Raw genomic sequence first — 16515 nt, 5'->3', positions numbered from 1 at the left:
GTATCCATTTTAAACATCGATTTCCGGTACCCGGTAGAAGAAGGTGCTCCCACCGTGGTCGTTATTCACAGCGCCGGCATCACCTTTCATTTTATCAATAAAGTCGCGACATATGATCAACGCCAGTCCCGCACCTTTGCCCGTTCGCTTGTGAGCGTAGCTTTCACTATCGTAGGTGAACAGACCCGGTAACACCACCGGATCAATGCCCGGTCCCTGGTCGCGGAAAAAAACTTCCACATAGCCATTTTTACGTATAGCCATAATCGTTATAGTGCCGTTTTCCGGTGAAAACTTAATGGCATTATGCAGAAAATTACGGTGTACAAACTGTAGCATTTCGAAATCGCCCTGCACGGTCAATCCTGAAGGGATACGCAGTTCCAGACGAACACTTTTTTCGCGCAACAGATGTTGTACATTACGGGCAGATACTTCCAGCATATCCGTCAGCACAAAGGAATGCGGCCGGTATACAAAACCTGACAACTGTGTCCGCATCCAGCTCAGGATCTCTTCAAAAACAGTCAGCGTGGCGGTGGCGGTTTGTTCCACTTCCATCACCATACCGGCAGCATCTTCCGGGGTAAGAATATCTTCATTCACAAACCCGGTGATATCAATTATGTTGTATAATGGTGTTCTGAAATCGTGCGCTATCAGGGAGATGAGTTTGTTTTTAAAGTCATCATTTTTTTTCAGCACTTCGTTGGCGGCGACTATTTCTGTCTTCACCCGGGCAAGCCTCACAGAACGCTGGCGGGAAGAGCGGTACGAGCGGATCAGGAACCAGGTGAGTATCATCAGCAGCATGATAATGGCCACCACAAATATGAAGAGGTATTGCCAGTAGCGTTGCGCCAGCCTTGTTTTCTGCAGCGCCGTTTTCTGCAGCGCTGACTGCATCTTCAGCGAATCCAGTGTCTGGTCCTGCAGTGAATAGGCGATATAGTCCATTTCCCCCTGTTGCATATCATCCTGTTGCTGTTGCATGATATTCAGGGCTATCCGGCTATAACGGGCCGCCTGCAAGGTATCTTTCTGTTGCTGGAAATAGTGGTATAGCTGCGTCACCTGTGGCAGCAGCAGGCCTACATACCCGCCGGTAACAGCATGTGTGACCGCATCCTGGAGATAGACCAATGAATCGGGCTCCCTGAGCCGGCTTTTGTACTCCGACAGTTCCATCGAAGCGCGCATGGCATAATATTCAAAGCCGTCTCTTATCGCAGTGTCCAGCACCTCCCGTACCCGTTGTTTGGCAGCTTCAAACCGTTCAGCCATATAATCTTCATTGGCCAGCAGCAACCGGATATAAAGCAGTTCCCGGATATCGTGATAACGCTCCGCCAGCGTAGTGGCTTCCTGCAATGCTTTCGTAGCCGCCGGGAGATGACTGCTGTCCGTGTAGTTGATCGCGTAATAGTTGCCCAACCCAAGGGCGTGCAGCGAGTCTTCTTTCAGTGTATGGGTCAGTTTCAGTGACTGGGTCACGTAATCATTGGCAGAGGCATATTTACCGGTAAAATAGTGATAGATGCCTATGTTCATCAGCACCTGTGATACATTGACGGAATCGCCGGCCATTCGGCTTTCGTCCAGGGCATCATTATAAAAAAGATAAGAGAGGTAACGGTGGGGACGGAGTGCGTAGTAGTTCCCCAGATTACGCAGGGCGCGGGCCTTACCGGAAGGATAACCGATGCGGACGGCCATATCCCGCGCCATAGACGCGTAACGCCCACAGCTGTCCAGCTGGCAGGCCTGATACACTGCCGCCAGTCTGTTAAGGGCATCTACGTAGGTTACGCTGTCGCCTATATGCGGCAGTTGTGATTTAATCCTGCCGATCTCTTTATGCTGCGCAGGCAGCAATGTCGGGAAAACAAACAACAACCAGCACATATGCAACAGCATATATCGTCTGAGGATCATCATAATTCAACCGGAAAAGTAAAAATAATACAGCGAACCGGGCATCATCCGTGGCTGTTCATTTTGTTCATTTTCATCCGGCACTGACTATATCTCAAACACCAGCCCTTTACGCATCAGTGCTTCATACCGCGCGGGGTCAAAACGATACAGGTGTGCGCCTTTTTTGGAAGACGTTTTGTCCTTTTCCTCCAGCTTCTCCATCACGTCCAGCGACAGTATTTTTTTCCGGAAATTGCGCTTATCAAGTGTCTTCTGGTATATTTCTTCGTACAGGCTTCTGAGCTGCGACAAGGTGAACTTCTCCGGCAGCAGTTCAAATCCGATAGGATGGAAATGAGCATTGTTACGCAGTTGTACCAATGCATCATTGATCATGCGGTTATGGTCAAATATCAAGGTAGGGATTTCATGCAGTTCCAGCCAGTGGGCGCCGTGTTCCTGTGCCAACGGCCGGTCATGGTCCCTGATGCGGATAAGTGCATAGTAAGCCACAGATATCACCCTTGCGCCGGTATCACGATTTACTTCACCATAACAATGCAGCTGGTCCATATAGATATTCTCCAGACCGGTGGTGAGTTTGAGTACCCGTCCCGCAGCATCGTCGGTACTTTCTTCCGCCTGCACAAAACCACCTACCAACGACCATTCGCCCTCCATGGGAGCCACTTTTCGTTTCATCACCAATAACTTCAGCTTTCCTTCGTCAAAACCAAAGATGATACAGTCTACTGCCACCAGGTGTTTCGGGGCTTGGGCATAAAAAGAAGCAGCATTCATAAAACGGAATTTTTTCCTGCGTATAGGAGGTAAAAATAATATAAATCGCCTACTTTTTAGGCTTAAAGCGGTGGTAATCGGTAGCAGGAATGCGGTTAACACCCAGCTGACGCAGCATATGTACCAGCTGTCCGCGGTGAAAAGTGCTATGGTTGCAGGTATCAATCACGGCGTCCTGTACCGGCAACTTTACCTGCTCCCCTTTACGGGGCGTAAACGCGATGGTATGGCTCAATCTCGCTTCAGTAGCCTGTTTCACCCATTCCTGCAGCTGAAGCGACTGCCGCAGCCAGGCCTCGCAAGCCTCCGCAAAAGTACCGCTAAAAGCCGCCGTAGGGTCTACCGGCTGCTCCGTCAGCTGCAACCGCTGGTACCAGATACTCTCCCGGCACCATACATGACAGACCGTGTTAAACAGGGAAGAAAAGCTACCTCCAAGGTCCTCCATGACCTGCGCTGCATTCAGCTTCAACATGACGGCCACCAGCTGTTGATTAGCCCAGTGGTTATAGGATGCGAACCGCACCAGGATCTCTTTCATGGACAAAAGGTTATTTATTCAAATCCTAATGATTCTTCAACAAATTACAATATTGTTTGTCAATTTACTTGCGATCTTTGCCATCCCTAACCTGAAATATGATGGATACGCTCACTTACCTCTGTCGCTGTGTGTGTTGGAATATCCCGAAGATCGACGACTACAAACGCTTTGCCAATGCCTCTATTGCCAATGGCAACACTATTCTCCCGCTGGAAGCGGCCCCGGAAAAAATGCCACTGCCCACTGTCTCCTGGAAATTCAGGGGGCAGCCAAAACAAGGCAGGCTTCCCGACCTGCTGGCCCACACCGGCACCACGGCCTGCATCGTGCTGCAACATGGCCAGGTCCTATATGAACAGTATCTCAATGGCTATCAACGGACATCTGTCAACACGTCCTTTTCTGCGGCCAAGTCCATGACTTCGACGCTCGTCGGCATCGCTATCGCCGAAGGGGCCATTCATTCCGTACACGATCCTGTGGCCCGTTACCTCCCGGCTTTCGATCGGCACGGACCCGACCAGATCACCATCTCCCATCTCCTGCAGATGTGCTCCGGGCTGGATTACAGGGAGGGGGTGTTTCCGTGGACAGACGATGCCCGCGTGTATTATGGCCTCCGCCTGCGCGAGCAGGCGTTGAAAGCGAAGCTCATAGAAACACCCGGCACGGTGTATCACTACAACAATTACAATCTCCTGTTGCTGGGCATGATCCTCGAAAAATCAACAGGACAATCCGTACCGGCCTATTTCAGTGAAAAAATCTGGCAACCTATGGGCGCCGAAGCCGGCGCCTCCTGGAGCATGGACAGCCGTCACTCCGGCTTCGCGAAAATGGAAAGTGGCTTCAACGCACTGGCCATCGATTTTGCCCGGTTCGGGCAGTTGTGCCTGCAAAATGGGCAACTGAATGGCCGCTCCATTATTCCGGCCGACTGGATGCAGGAGTCTACCAGCAGGCCTGTACATATGCCCGACACCCAAACGTATCTGTCGCGCATGATGCCGCCACTCTGTAAATGGGCCGGCAGCCCGCATGGATATTACAAGTACCTCTGGTGGGGATACCAAACAGATCCTCATAATTTTGATTATTTTGCGTTAGGCGTAAAAGGCCAGCTGATCTATATCTCCCCCCGAAAACAGGCCGTCATCGTACGTTTTGGCAAAAAATGGGGGCAGATAGACTGGTGGCCGGAAGTGCTGAAACAAATCGCGGACTCACTCATGTAAACAAACACCATATGGCAGATATAACGTTAAGGATTGCACGAAAAGAAGATTGTCCCCGGTTGATGGAACTTATCCGGGAGCTGGCAGAATTTGAAAAAGCCCCACAGGAAGTAACGGTAAGCCTCGCTCACTTTGAAGAGGCCGGCTTTGGCGCCAGCCCGGTATGGAAGGCTTTTGTAGCCACCGCCTCCGATGCAGACGGTAAAGAACTGGTGGTAGGATTTGCCCTGTTTTACATCCGCTACTCTACCTGGAAAGGTTGCCGTTTGTACATGGAAGACCTGATCGTGACAGAACAATGGCGCGGCAAAGGTATTGGCAAACTGCTGCTGGACCGCATCATCGAAGAAGCTAAGGAAAGGCAATACAGTGGCGTTCTCTGGCAGGTACTGGAATGGAACGAACCCGCCATCAACTTCTATAAAAAATACGCCGCCAAATTTGATCCGGAGTGGGTAAACGTAAGCATCGAGTTATCATAAACTTCCCGTTTATAATATTCTCATCCCGTATGTCATCAATCATCGTTAATATTGATGACATACATTTTTTATCATGATTTTTCTTCACGATTTCAGAGACCTCCGGGGAGAATCCACCGAAACCCTCAGCCATACGTTCAACGAAGCATTCAGCGATTACATCGTGCCGATGCACCTGACCCCCTCTATCCTTGAGCAGAAAATGAAAGCTGAAAACCTCCGCCGGGAGTGGTCTATCGGCGCTTTCAACAGAAACGACCTTGGCGCATTTATCCTGCATGGCACAGACCATGAAGCACATCCTGCTGTATTGTATAATGGCGGCACCGGCGTAACACCCGCCTACCGCGGCCAGCACCTGATACAGAAAATGTATCAGCAATTTATTCCGCGTTATAAAGAGGCAGGCATCCGGAAAATAATACTGGAAGTAATCAGCTCTAACCTTCCAGCCATTAAAGCCTATACGAACAGCGGGTTTCACAAACTGCGCACATTCCACTGCTACAAAGGAACCGTAACCGTTCATAACACCACGCCAGGTATTACCATCCGGGAAACCGAGCAGCCTGAATGGGCTGTACTGAACACGTTCATGGATATGACACCTGCGTGGAGCAACTCCGTTGCCAGCATACAAAGGGAATATCCGGCCACGGTTACTTTCGAGGCCACGCTGGACGGACAAACAGCCGGCTTCATCAGTGTACATAAAGAGAGTAGGCGTATCCGTAATATCGCTGTACATCCGGGCTTCCGTAGGCGTGGTGTTGGCAGCACGCTGCTGCAACATGTGTCCACAGCGCTGAATGGCCCAATGAGCATTATCAACATTGATGAAAAAAATCCGGAGATAGGCGCTTTTCTCGAAAAGTCAGGACTCCAACACTTTCTGTCTCAGTATGAGATGGCGATAGAGATTTAGTCATTAGGTTATTTAGATATTTTGATATTAAAAATGCAGCGGAAATCACCTGATATAAAGTGGTCTCCGCTGCATTTTAAATATCTAAATATCAAAATCAGAAAATCCGTAAATCGTTTAGCTGATTCCGTTAACAGTTACTTCTTTGGCAATTTTCTGCACCAATCCCTGTAATACTTTACCGGGACCCACTTCTGTGAATTCAGTGGCACCGTCGGCTACCATGGCCAATACAGACTGGCTCCATTTTACCGGGCCGGTGAGCTGGTCAATCAGGTTTTGTTTGATCTGAGCAGGATCAGTCACGGCGGCGGCCACCACGTTCTGATAAACCGGGCAGCTGGGGGTGTTGAACACTGCCTTTTCGATCGCAGCTTTCAGTTCTTCGCGGGCAGACTCCATCAGCGGAGAGTGGAAAGCACCACCTACCGGCAGGATCATCGCTCTTTTGGCACCGGCAGCTTTTAACTCCGCGCAGGCAGTCTCCACCGCTTTCAGGGTGCCGGAGATCACCAGTTGACCCGGGCTGTTATAGTTGGCCGGTACTACCACTTCATTGGTCTCTGCGGCTACTTTAGCACAAATTTCTTCTACTTTCGCATCTTCCATACCGAGGATAACGGCCATGGTAGATGGTTGTTGTTCACACGCTTTCTGCATCGCATTCGCTCTGATAGCTACCAGGCGCAGGGCTTCTTCAAAAGACAGTACACCGTTGGCTACCAGCGCGGAAAATTCGCCGAGGGAGTGGCCGGCTACCATTTCCGGTTGTGAATGTTCGGAGGTCAGGAAAGCGACAACAGCATGCAGGAATACCGCCGGCTGTGTTACTTTTGTTTGTTTCAGGTCTTCCTCAGTGCCGGTAAACATTACATCAGAGATGCGGAATCCCAGGATTTCGTTGGCTTTCTCAAACAGTTCCTTTGCGTTAGCATTGGTGTCGTACAGGTTTTTGCCCATACCCGGAAATTGTGATGCCTGCCCGGGAAATACATATGCATGCTTCATGGTTGCTTATATTGAAGTGTTTATATCAAATGAAAAATAATTCAAATATACAATCAATTAGAATTTAATAAAGAATTATTACGGGTGCTGCAAAGCTGCATCAAAAAAGCATTAAAACAAAAAATGGTTTAACCGGTTGCCGGTTAAACCATTTTTCATTTGTCCGTAAAAGGATTATCTGCCAATTAGTTTCATGAATTCACTTCTGGTGGTACCATCCTGGAATTGGCCGCTGAAAGCGGAAGTGGTGGTAACGGAATTCTGTTTGGACACCCCACGCATCATCATGCAGAGGTGCTGTGCTTCGATGACGACTGCCACACCTTGCGGCTGCAGTGTTTCCTGGATAGCGTCCAGGATCTGGTGTGTCATCCTTTCCTGCACCTGGAGCCTGCGGGCATATACGTCCACCACGCGGGCCAGTTTGCTCAGACCGGTGATATAGCCATTGGGAATATAAGCCACGTGCGCTTTGCCGAAGAAAGGCAGCATATGATGCTCGCACATGGAATACAGTTCTATATCTTTTACGATCACCATTTCACTGTAGGCTTCCGTGAACTTGGCACCGTTCAGGATTTCCCTGGCATCCAGCTGATAACCCTGTGTGAGGAACTGCATCGCTTTGGCCATCCTTTCCGGTGTCTTCAGAAGCCCTTCCCTTTCAGCATCTTCACCGAGCAGTTCCAGGCACTCTTTATAGTTCTTTACAAGACCGGACGTGATCTTTTCATCGTAACTTTCAACCTTATTATACGCCATTCTTATATGATTTTATTCAAATTCCAAATGCTTTCCCGCACCTGCCAATACTGCGCAAAGTCATACTATGAGGCGTGGGCAATATTATTTGCCGCCGTAATATTCTACGTATATACGGGGAGTTTCATACAGCTTGATGCAGTGCAGCTGTACTTCCGCAGGTAAATGCGGGGTCAACTGGTCCCAGATGGCAATAGCGAGATTTTCGGCAGAGGTAAACTTACCTGCCATAAAATCCACATCCAGATTGAGGTTCCGATGGTCTATCTTTTCAATAACAGCATCCCGGATAATCACACCTAAAGTCTTGGCATTGAACACAAACCCGGTTTCCGGATCAGGGTTACCTTTGATGGTTACATGCAATTCGTAGTTATGACCATGCCAGTTAACATTGGCACATTTTCCGAATACTTCCTCGTTCTTTTCTGCGCTCCATGCCGGGTTAGATAACTTATGCGCTGCATTAAAGTTCTCTACTCGCGTTAAATAAATCATTATTGCAAAAAATTTTCGCAAAAATACCACTATTCTATGAGTAGTCCCAAGTTTATCCTTATTCCTGTCAATTGTTTTACACTGCCAGCGATCATTTTTGCCGTACTTTTACCGCATGAAATTATTGGTTACCGCTGCGACCATACTGGAAGTCCAGCCTTTTCTGCAATTCCTGGACCATGAAAGCCAAAAAGTATCTGCCCACCAATACCGCCTGGCCAACTGCGAGATTCAGGTACTGATTGCCGGTATCGGCATGATGCACTATGCATACAGCCTTGGCCGTTACCTCGCCACTAACCGCCCCGATATGGCCCTGCAGGCCGGCATCGCCGGCTCATTCCGCCGTGAATGGGCACTCGGCTCCGTGGTGATGGTGGACCGGGAATACCTGGCCGACCTCGGCGCGGAAGATCAGGATCAGTTTAAAGATTTATTTGATATACAACTCTGGCAGCCCTCCCAGGCCCCTTTCACCGGCAACGCCCTCGTGAACACCTTTGCCAACCTGCCCTACCGGCCTGAGCTGCCCAAAGCAACAGGCGTCAGCGTAAATATGGTCAGCGGCAGCACCCCCACCATCACCCGGCTGGAAAGCAAATACATGCCCGATGTGGAAAGCATGGAAGGCGCAGCATTCCACTACGCCTGCCTCTCGGAAAATATTCCCTTCCTGCAGGTCCGCAGCATCTCCAACTATGTGGAAATACGCGATAAAAGCAAATGGAATATCCCCCTGGCTGTCAAACAACTGAACGACGAACTCATTTCAGTTGTCAAGTCGCTGGCAAGCTTAACTTAACAAATAAAATTTTCTAAGCATATGCACTTATCATTAGGTTTCTCACCCTGCCCGAACGATACTTTTATCTTCGATGCCATGGTTAACAACAAGATCGATACGCAAGGATTTACATTTGATACGCAGCTGGAAGATGTGGAAACGCTCAACCGCTGGGCGCTGGAAGGGAAATTGCCTGTCACGAAGCTGAGTTTTGCGGTATACCTGAAAGTAAGGGACAAGTACGACCTGCTCAACAGCGGCAGCGCCCTCGGACGCGGCTGCGGCCCCCTGCTCATCGCTAAGAAAGATATCCCCCGCGAAGAAATCAAAAACCTGACAATAGCCATCCCCGGCGAGAATACTACGGCCAACCTCCTCTTTTCCATCGCTTTCCCGGAAGCGACCAACAAAAAGGTGATGCTGTTTTCAGAAATCGAAAACGCCGTGCTCAATGGTGATGTGGACGCCGGCGTGATCATCCACGAAAACCGCTTTACCTATCAGCTCAAAGGCCTCGTGAAACTCATGGACATGGGCGAATACTGGGAGTCTACCACCGGCAACCCCATTCCGCTGGGTGGTATCTTCATCCGCAAGGATATCCCCGCTGAAACACGCGCGCAGGTGGATGCACTGATCCACCAAAGCCTGCAACATGCCTACAGTGAATATCCTCAGCTGTCTGACTACATCAAATCCCACGCACAGGAAATGGATGAACAGGTGATGCGCCAGCATATCGATTTGTATGTCAACGATTTCAGCCTCGACCTCGGCAAAGAAGGCCACGCAGCGGTAGCAGCGCTGATGACAGCAGCTGAAGGTGTTGTTGCACGCAAAGACGCATAAGCAGCAAAGACGCAAAGCATTTTTCAATCAGCATTAATAAGAAAGCAAAGGAGCGAAGATCAAAATTTGATCTTCGCTCCTTTGCTTTCTCTGCTCGTGTATATTATTCTTTGTGTCTTTGCTGCTTATGCGCCTTTGCGTGATCACCGGGCAAGCGCCTTCCCATACACCTCCAGCGCACGCTTCCTCGCCGCATCATGTTCCACCATTGGCCGGGGATAAGAAAAATCATCCAGCTCCGGTACCCACTGACGGATATAATGCAGGTCCTTGTCAAACTTCTGTGTCTGTAACGTTGGATTGAATACCCTGAAATAAGGCGCTGCATCGCAACCGCAGCCAGCGGCCCATTGCCAGTTACCATTATTGGAAGCCAGGTCGTAATCCAATAGCTTAGCGGCAAAATAAGCTTCCCCCCAGCGCCAGTCGATTAACAGGTGTTTGGTGAGAAAGCTGGCGGTGATCATCCTCACCCTGTTGTGCATGAAACCGGTGGTATTCAGTTCACGCATCCCGGCATCTACAATGGGATAGCCTGTCTGTCCCTGACACCAGCGTTCAAATTCCTTTTCATTGTTCCGCCATGGAATGCGATCATATTCTTTTTTGAAGGAAGCATGCTGCACCTCCGGAAAATGCCACAATATCATCTGGAAAAACTCCCGCCAGATCAGTTCTTTCAAAAACGTCTCGTTGTCGTCCAGTGCCTTTTTTACCAGTTCCCGGATGCTGATGGTACCAAAGCGTAAATGCACCCCCAGGTGCGAAGTGCCTGGTATGGCAGGAATATCATGGGTTTTATCATAGTGGCTGATAATTTTTTCCGGAATATCGGCTGGCGGAAAGGTGACTTTGACAGCCTTAAATCCCATTGTTTTCAGTGAAGGTATTTTCAGCGGCGCCTGCTGATACCAGTTGTCTGTATACTTCTCCACCGGATAAGGCTTGTAATAAAATGGTGTCAGCGTGGCCAGCCATCTTTTACTGTAAGGGGTAAATATCGTATAGGGGTCACCGTTATCTTTTAAGACTTCTTTCTTTTCAAAAATGACCTGGTCTTTATAGCTGTGAAAAGAAATCTCTTTTTCCTTTAACAGTTTGGCGATAGCAGTATCACGCTCACGGGCATACGGTTCATAATCGTTGTTGGTAAATACTTTCTGCACATCGTACCGTGCTGTCCAGTGGTTAAATGCTGCTTCCGGTGTTCCGTAAAAAACATCCAGGGTAGTGCCGGCAGCCGTGAGTTGTTGTTGCAGCGCTTCCAGCGTTTGGTGAATAAATATCACGCGATGGTCTGCTTTCTCTTCCAGGTCGTCCAGTATCTGGGCATCAAACACAAAAACGGGGACCACCGGACGGTCGCCTTTTAACGCATGATATAAAGCAGCCTGGTCATTCAGCCGCAGATCGCGGCGGAGCCAGCAAAGATTAACAGCAGGTTTCATACTAGACTTTACCATCAAACAGTACTTCGTGTAAAATAGCAGCAGTGGCGTTGCCATAGCTGCTGTCACGGAAAAGACCTACCCAGCGTACGCCCTGTATAGCATTGGTCAGAAATATTTCATCTGCATTTTCCAGGTCTTCGATAGTGAGTGGCTTTTCCTCTATTTTAAAGGGTAATTCTGAATTTAGCAGATGCTTGCGCATCACGCCGCAAACACAACCTTCCGAAAGCGGTGGTGTGTAAATGGTTTTATGATGCACCATAAAAACATTAGCGATGGTACTGTCTGCCACCCGGCCATATTGATTAAGCAACAGTACTTCATTGAAGCCGTGTTGTTTGCCATACATGGCGCCCATCACATAAGGGAGACAGTTATTGGATTTAATGGAAGAGAATTTATCACTGGTTTTTCTGGCATCCGGGAAGATGTCCAACACGAGTCCGTTTTCATTCAGTTCCAGTACGGTACTGCTCAATTCCCATGCCTGTATGAGATAACACGGAAGATTATTGATCGGCTCATATAATCCGCCATCAGCGCGGAATACGGAGAACCTCACCCGTGCCATATGGGTCAGGTTATTTTTGTGGCACAGGTCTGTTATCTGACGGAGGAAAAAAGCTTTCGTGAAATGGGACGGAATATCAAAATGCAGCAGATGCAGGCTGGCAAGTAAGCGTTCAAAATGTAAATCGCTCAATACTACTTCTCCCTGATGCACCCGCATTGTTTCAAAGCAGCCGTCCCCATAACGAAAAGAACGGTTGTCTGCTGTAAAAATCGGGTCACCGGAAGAGTAAAACTTACCATTATAACAAAGAAAACCAACTTGCACCTCGAACTGTGTTTAGCAAAGTGTAAGTTACCCAATTATTTTGTCATTTCAGCGACCTCTTTTTAGGGATTCGCCGCAACCATAGCGGTAATCGAACAAAAAGGAAACGTTAAAATCAGGCAGGGTAATCACAGAAAAAACACTCATTCACCCATGGAGTAACATAGACGTTAAATTAAATATATGAGCATAAAAAAAGCCCGCCGGAAAATTATCAGGCGGGCCACTCATGTATTCAGTTATTTTAAATCGCTACTACAGGAATATCTCCCTCCACAATCAACCTGCCGGCAGTTTTGGCTTTGATTTCTTCCACGCTCACGTCCGGAGCACGTTCCAGCAGGCGGAAACCGTCGGGGGTAACTTCCAGCACCGCGAGGTCCGTCACAATTTTTTTAACGCAGTTGACACCGGTCAACGGCAGTGTACAGGCAGACAGCAGTTTGCTCTCTCCTTTAGGATTGGTGTGCATCATGGCCACAATAATATTCTTGGCCGCAGCTACCAGGTCCATCGCGCCGCCCATGCCCTTCACCATTTTACCGGGTATTTTCCAGTTGGCGATATCACCATTGTCGGCTACTTCCATAGCGCCCAATACGGTGAGATCTACTTTGCCGGCGCGGATCATGCCGAAGCTTTCGGCAGAATCGAAGAAACTGCCACCGGGCAGGAGAGTCACCGTTTCCTTACCGGCGTTGATCAGGTCCGGATCTATATCATCGGCAGACGGGTACGGGCCCATACCGAGCATACCGTTTTCAGACTGCAGCATAATAGAAATCCCGGCAGGGATGTAATTGGCTACCAGTGTGGGAATACCGATACCCAGGTTGACATACATACCATCTTTTAACTCCTTTGCTATTCTTTTGGCGATACCAAATTTATCGAGAGGCATAACATACTGATTTTGGAAAGTGGAATAATAACGTGTAGTCGTTACCGTTACATCTGTACGGTCCTGCGTTCTATCCGTTTTTCATAGTCGGAGCCTGCAAAGATGCGGTGCACATAGATTCCCGGTACGTGGATGTGATCGGGGTCCAGTTCACCCGGCTGTACCAGTTCCTCTACCTCCGCGATGGTGATATTACCGGCTTTGGCCATGGAGGTACTGAAATTGCGGGTGGTTTTACGGAATACCAGATTGCCCATGGTATCTCCTTTCCAGGCTTTCACGATAGCAAAATCGGCATGCAGTGCCATCTCCATGAGATAGTTTTTGCCGTTGAATTCGCGGGTTTCTTTACCGGCGGCCACTTCAGTGCCATAACCGGCGGGGGTGAAAAAAGCGGGGATGCCCATACCGGCCATCTGTATGCGGGTGGCGAGGGTACCCTGCGGGATCAGGTCTACCTCCAGTTCGCCGGCCAGCAGCTGTCTTTCAAATTCTGCGTTTTCCCCTACGTAGGAAGACATCATCTTGCGGATCTGACGGGTTTTCAACAACATGCCTAATCCAAAGTCGTCGACTCCGGCATTGTTGGAAATACAGGTCAGTTCTTTTACGCCCTTTCTGACCAGCGCTGCGATACAGTTTTCCGGAATACCACACAAACCAAATCCCCCCAGCATTACCACCGCGCCATCCCGGATGTCCCTTATGGCTTCGTCTGCATTTGCTACTACTTTGTTCATGTTTTGGTGTTTTATATTGATCTTATGGCTGTCGCTTGATAAAGGGGCGTACCGTATCGGAAGCGGGTAACAGGAAAGCTTTGTCTGCGTTGGGGAAAAAGCTTTTCAGGCGGTGCCTTACAGGCGCGTTTTCTTCCACCGGATTGCCTAGTTTATTTTTTCTGATAGCGATATCTGCCTGCACTTTTTCAAACACGTCTTTCATCCGGTCCGGGTGACTTTCATACCAATTATAACTGGTCATGAATTCCTTTACGGACACGTGGTGCAGGTCCAGTATCTGTTTGTAGTAGATCTTTACTTTTTCCAGTCTGACAGAATCAGGCAGGGGTGTAGTCAGCGCGCTCACTTCGTTGCCATAGGCGTCTGCCAGGGTCATGTCTACCAGGATCTTGCTCATTTTATCCTTCTGGATATACTCCTTGGGGACATTGCCCGGATCACCACAAGCTGCCATCAAAAATACGAGTCCTGCTACGAGCGCTTTAAAACGGTTGTTCATTCTTTTCTAAAAAATTGTTGTGTCCGGAGATGATCACCGGCTGTTATTTCATCTGCTGATATTTCTGTGCGTTGGGCACATCCATCTGGGCCAGTAATTCGGCCGCCCTCATTTTCTCCTGTGGCATGGCCTTGGAAAATATCTTCTGCAGTTCATCGGCCTTGGCGGAGTAGAATGTCTGCATCAACATGGAGTTGGGTATGTCCTGATGAATGGCATACAGCAGGTTGAGGCAGTTCATAATGGCCGCACGGCCTCTGTTAACGTCTTCGTACATCACGTCCAGTCCGTTGCGGTGATACTGGTACATCACATCATGGAAGTTGAGGAATTTGGCATTCAGGAGGTTATCCTGCAACCAGTAACGGTTGCGGGTACCTTCGAAAGCTTTCCATCCGGAGATGTCTTTTCCATCCGGCGCGTTGTTGACAATATTGAGCGCTTTTTTGAAATAGACGTCACCGCCGCGGGGAGAGAACGAATCGTAGTCCAATCCGAGAACGATATTCACGTAATACGCCATGATGGCGGTGAGATTGGAAGCCATGGGATCGTTGCCCACTACGCGGTTGTCGCTGAATTCCAGCTGTTGGAATTCTACGTAACGAAAGGCCACGTTGTTGTCCTGCGTGTTCAGCAGGCTGGTCACATAGCTGCTGTTAAACACCGGGCGGGTAGCCTGTATGGTGAGGGAAGCCTTGTACATGTTTTCCCCTGTCACGCCTGTTATGTTCAGCAGGAAGTTGCATTCAATTCTTTCTGCCGGCGTAAAGGCATCATCTGTCCAGTGGCGGTTGTTGAGAAATTCCCTGAGGGCTGTTTGCAGCGTGGTAAACACTTTCCGGTCAACACCCTGGACCTGGTTGGCCACTACGGTCACGTTAGCCCTGATCTCCTGCGCCTGCAGGCAGTTGGCCGTGAAAACGAAAATACCTGCCAGCAGCAGGGCGAAGGGGAAGCGGTTACGCATGTTGCAGTTCTATTATAGCAGAAACAATATCCCTGGCTACTTCCTGTTTGGATTTGAGGGGGATGTCACGTTCTTTTCCCCTGTTGTCGAACAGGGTCACTTTATTGGTATCGTAGTTGAATCCGGCGCCCGGGTCGGCGAGGGAGTTCATCACGATCATATCCAGATTTTTGTCGCGCAGTTTCTTCAGGGCGTACTCCCTTTCGTTGTTTGTTTCCAGGGAGAAGCCCACCAACAGTTGCTGCGGACCTTTATTGTTGCCCAGTGTCCGGAGGATATCGTGTGTTTTCTCCAGGGCGATGCTGAACTTATCTTCTCCTTTTTTGATTTTTTTGTCTGCCACCTGTGCCGGGCGGTAGTCGGCCACGGCAGCTGCCGCCACTACAATATCCGACAGTGGGTATACCGCGATTACGCTGCGGAACATATCATCGGCAGATTGTACCGGGATGATATCGATACCGCTGTGGTGCGTGGTTTGGTTAGTGGGTCCCAGCACCAGTTTCACCTGGGCGCCGGCATCGGCGAGGGCTTCGGCAATCGCGATGCCCATTTTACCGCTGGAGTGGTTGCTGATATATCTTACCGGGTCAATATGTTCGATCGTAGGGCCGGCTGTTACGACGGCTATTTTGCCATCGAGTGGTTTACGGGCACCGGCCACCTGGCTGAAGTGGCGGCGCAGCAGGGCGACGATATTTTCCGGTTCCGCCATGCGTCCTTCTCCCACGAGGCCGCTGGCCAGTTCACCGGCAGCCACGGGTATCTGCGTATGGCCGTATTCGCGGAGGCGTGCCACATTGGCGCGGGTAGCCGGATGTTTCCACATGTCTTCGTCCATAGCTGGTGCATAGAGTACCGGGCAGGTAGCGGATAAGTAGGTGGCCAGCAGGAGGTTATCGCACAGGCCGTTGGCCATTTTGGCGATGGTATTGGCAGAAGCGGGTGCAATCAGCATCACATCGGCCCAGCGGCCGAGCATGACGTGGTTGTTCCAGCTGTTATGGTCGCTGATATGGAGCGGTACTTCGTTTTTGGAGAGGGTGGCGAGGGTCAGTGGCGTGATGAAGTCAGCCGCTGCCGGTGTCATCACTACCTTCACGAGGGCGCCTTCCTTCACGAGCAGCCGGATGAGGGTAGCGGCTTTATAGGCAGCAATGCTGCCGGACACGCCCAACAGGATTTTCTTTCCTTGTAGTATTTTGATATCGTCCATAGATATAAAAAAAGCGGCAGAATTGAATCTGCCGCCATGAAATTAATATTTTTATTTTTCGCAATCACGCACCTCACAAAATAATGTGTGGC

The 16515-nt window shown here is 49.5% G+C and carries 18 protein-coding genes; 5 read left to right on the top strand and 13 right to left on the bottom strand.

The window, feature by feature from the left end; all coding sequences use genetic code 11:
• Positions 1–9: 9 nt before the first annotated feature.
• The 3 genes from ICL55_RS24650 to ICL55_RS24640 form a co-directional block, all read right to left on the bottom strand.
• A complete protein-coding gene (locus ICL55_RS24650) occupies positions 10–1938 on the bottom strand; it encodes a sensor histidine kinase (protein WP_188102464.1) in 1929 nt (642 codons plus the stop codon).
• A gap of 84 nt (positions 1939–2022) precedes the next feature.
• Complete coding sequence (locus ICL55_RS24645) at positions 2023–2718, bottom strand: NUDIX hydrolase (RefSeq protein ID WP_188102462.1); 696 nt, start codon at positions 2716–2718, stop codon at positions 2023–2025.
• A 49-nt stretch (positions 2719–2767) separates the two neighbouring features.
• On the bottom strand, positions 2768–3259 hold the full coding sequence (locus ICL55_RS24640; protein ID WP_188102460.1) for a DinB family protein: 492 nt from the start codon (positions 3257–3259) through the stop codon (positions 2768–2770).
• A 98-nt stretch (positions 3260–3357) separates the two neighbouring features.
• Here ICL55_RS24640 and ICL55_RS24635 point away from each other — a divergent pair, with 98 nt between their 5' ends.
• From ICL55_RS24635 to ICL55_RS24625, 3 genes are all read left to right on the top strand, one after another.
• Positions 3358–4497: a serine hydrolase domain-containing protein gene (locus tag ICL55_RS24635; RefSeq protein WP_188102458.1), complete on the top strand. Its 1140-nt coding sequence runs from the start codon at positions 3358–3360 to the stop codon at positions 4495–4497.
• Positions 4498–4508: 11 nt separating this feature from the next.
• Positions 4509–4979, top strand: coding sequence for a GNAT family N-acetyltransferase (locus tag ICL55_RS24630; protein ID WP_188102456.1), 471 nt, complete (start codon positions 4509–4511; stop codon positions 4977–4979).
• Between the two features lie 73 nt (positions 4980–5052).
• Complete coding sequence (locus ICL55_RS24625) at positions 5053–5904, top strand: GNAT family N-acetyltransferase (protein ID WP_188102454.1); 852 nt, start codon at positions 5053–5055, stop codon at positions 5902–5904.
• Between the two features lie 117 nt (positions 5905–6021).
• Here the strand turns inward: ICL55_RS24625 and fabD are convergent, their stop codons facing one another.
• From fabD to ICL55_RS24610, 3 genes are all read right to left on the bottom strand, one after another.
• Positions 6022–6912, bottom strand: coding sequence for an ACP S-malonyltransferase (gene fabD / locus ICL55_RS24620; RefSeq protein WP_188102451.1), 891 nt, complete (start codon positions 6910–6912; stop codon positions 6022–6024).
• A gap of 174 nt (positions 6913–7086) precedes the next feature.
• A complete protein-coding gene (folE, locus tag ICL55_RS24615; protein WP_168870018.1) occupies positions 7087–7674 on the bottom strand; it encodes a GTP cyclohydrolase I FolE in 588 nt (195 codons plus the stop codon).
• Between the two features lie 84 nt (positions 7675–7758).
• Positions 7759–8172 (bottom strand): 6-pyruvoyl trahydropterin synthase family protein, encoded by a 414-nt coding sequence (locus tag ICL55_RS24610; protein ID WP_169224158.1) that lies wholly within the window; start codon positions 8170–8172, stop codon positions 7759–7761.
• Positions 8173–8287: 115 nt separating this feature from the next.
• On the opposite strand from ICL55_RS24610, the gene mqnB reads away from it, so the two are divergent.
• Together mqnB and ICL55_RS24600 are read left to right on the top strand one after the other, a co-directional pair.
• Positions 8288–8974 (top strand): futalosine hydrolase, encoded by a 687-nt coding sequence (gene mqnB, locus ICL55_RS24605; RefSeq protein WP_188102449.1) that lies wholly within the window; start codon positions 8288–8290, stop codon positions 8972–8974.
• Between the two features lie 21 nt (positions 8975–8995).
• On the top strand, positions 8996–9805 hold the full coding sequence (locus ICL55_RS24600; RefSeq protein ID WP_188102447.1) for a 1,4-dihydroxy-6-naphtoate synthase: 810 nt from the start codon (positions 8996–8998) through the stop codon (positions 9803–9805).
• A 143-nt stretch (positions 9806–9948) separates the two neighbouring features.
• Here ICL55_RS24600 and ICL55_RS24595 read toward each other — a convergent pair whose 3' ends face one another.
• The 7 genes from ICL55_RS24595 to coaBC form a co-directional block, all read right to left on the bottom strand.
• Positions 9949–11253, bottom strand: a complete 1305-nt coding sequence (locus ICL55_RS24595; protein WP_188102445.1) for a cryptochrome/photolyase family protein — start codon at positions 11251–11253, stop codon at positions 9949–9951.
• A gap of 1 nt (position 11254) precedes the next feature.
• A complete protein-coding gene (locus ICL55_RS24590; RefSeq protein ID WP_188102442.1) occupies positions 11255–12094 on the bottom strand; it encodes an aminotransferase class IV in 840 nt (279 codons plus the stop codon).
• A gap of 244 nt (positions 12095–12338) precedes the next feature.
• Positions 12339–12995, bottom strand: a complete 657-nt coding sequence (locus tag ICL55_RS24585) for a 3-oxoacid CoA-transferase subunit B (protein ID WP_188102439.1) — start codon at positions 12993–12995, stop codon at positions 12339–12341.
• 47 nt (positions 12996–13042) lie between these two features.
• Positions 13043–13735: a CoA transferase subunit A gene (locus tag ICL55_RS24580; RefSeq protein WP_188102437.1), complete on the bottom strand. Its 693-nt coding sequence runs from the start codon at positions 13733–13735 to the stop codon at positions 13043–13045.
• Between the two features lie 22 nt (positions 13736–13757).
• Positions 13758–14237 (bottom strand): DUF4296 domain-containing protein, encoded by a 480-nt coding sequence (locus ICL55_RS24575; protein WP_188102434.1) that lies wholly within the window; start codon positions 14235–14237, stop codon positions 13758–13760.
• Positions 14238–14280: 43 nt separating this feature from the next.
• The gene (porD, locus tag ICL55_RS24570; protein WP_188102432.1) at positions 14281–15207 is read right to left on the bottom strand and encodes a type IX secretion system protein PorD; all 927 of its coding nucleotides are present in this window, start codon (positions 15205–15207) and stop codon (positions 14281–14283) included.
• The gene (coaBC, locus tag ICL55_RS24565) at positions 15200–16423 is read right to left on the bottom strand and encodes a bifunctional phosphopantothenoylcysteine decarboxylase/phosphopantothenate--cysteine ligase CoaBC (RefSeq protein WP_223151583.1); all 1224 of its coding nucleotides are present in this window, start codon (positions 16421–16423) and stop codon (positions 15200–15202) included. Before coaBC ends, porD begins: the two co-directional genes overlap by 8 nt.
• Positions 16424–16515: the final 92 nt, after the last annotated feature.

Source organism: Chitinophaga varians (assembly GCF_014529945.1).
Taxonomy (GTDB): Bacteria; Bacteroidota; Bacteroidia; order Chitinophagales; family Chitinophagaceae; genus Chitinophaga; species Chitinophaga varians.
This window is presented reverse-complemented; position numbering and strand designations above follow the sequence as displayed.

Bases quoted from the DNA above. Each gene is read 5' to 3' on its own strand.
- ICL55_RS24625 (WP_188102454.1), top strand. From the start codon at position 5,053: ATGATTTTTCTTCACGATTTCAGAGACCTCCGGGGAGAATCCACCGAA.
- ICL55_RS24635 (WP_188102458.1), top strand. From the start codon at position 3,358: ATGATGGATACGCTCACTTACCTCTGTCGCTGTGTGTGTTGGAATATC.
- ICL55_RS24575 (WP_188102434.1), bottom strand. From the start codon at position 14,237: ATGAACAACCGTTTTAAAGCGCTCGTAGCAGGACTCGTATTTTTGATG.
- ICL55_RS24650 (WP_188102464.1), bottom strand. From the start codon at position 1,938: ATGATGATCCTCAGACGATATATGCTGTTGCATATGTGCTGGTTGTTG.
- ICL55_RS24640 (WP_188102460.1), bottom strand. From the start codon at position 3,259: ATGAAAGAGATCCTGGTGCGGTTCGCATCCTATAACCACTGGGCTAAT.
- ICL55_RS24600 (WP_188102447.1), top strand. From the start codon at position 8,996: ATGCACTTATCATTAGGTTTCTCACCCTGCCCGAACGATACTTTTATC.
- ICL55_RS24645 (WP_188102462.1), bottom strand. From the start codon at position 2,718: ATGAATGCTGCTTCTTTTTATGCCCAAGCCCCGAAACACCTGGTGGCA.
- ICL55_RS24630 (WP_188102456.1), top strand. From the start codon at position 4,509: ATGGCAGATATAACGTTAAGGATTGCACGAAAAGAAGATTGTCCCCGG.
- coaBC (WP_223151583.1), bottom strand. From the start codon at position 16,423: ATGGACGATATCAAAATACTACAAGGAAAGAAAATCCTGTTGGGCGTG.
- fabD (WP_188102451.1), bottom strand. From the start codon at position 6,912: ATGAAGCATGCATATGTATTTCCCGGGCAGGCATCACAATTTCCGGGT.
- mqnB (WP_188102449.1), top strand. From the start codon at position 8,288: ATGAAATTATTGGTTACCGCTGCGACCATACTGGAAGTCCAGCCTTTT.
- folE (WP_168870018.1), bottom strand. From the start codon at position 7,674: ATGGCGTATAATAAGGTTGAAAGTTACGATGAAAAGATCACGTCCGGT.
- ICL55_RS24610 (WP_169224158.1), bottom strand. From the start codon at position 8,172: ATGATTTATTTAACGCGAGTAGAGAACTTTAATGCAGCGCATAAGTTA.
- ICL55_RS24580 (WP_188102437.1), bottom strand. From the start codon at position 13,735: ATGAACAAAGTAGTAGCAAATGCAGACGAAGCCATAAGGGACATCCGG.
- ICL55_RS24595 (WP_188102445.1), bottom strand. From the start codon at position 11,253: ATGAAACCTGCTGTTAATCTTTGCTGGCTCCGCCGCGATCTGCGGCTG.
- ICL55_RS24585 (WP_188102439.1), bottom strand. From the start codon at position 12,995: ATGCCTCTCGATAAATTTGGTATCGCCAAAAGAATAGCAAAGGAGTTA.
- porD (WP_188102432.1), bottom strand. From the start codon at position 15,207: ATGCGTAACCGCTTCCCCTTCGCCCTGCTGCTGGCAGGTATTTTCGTT.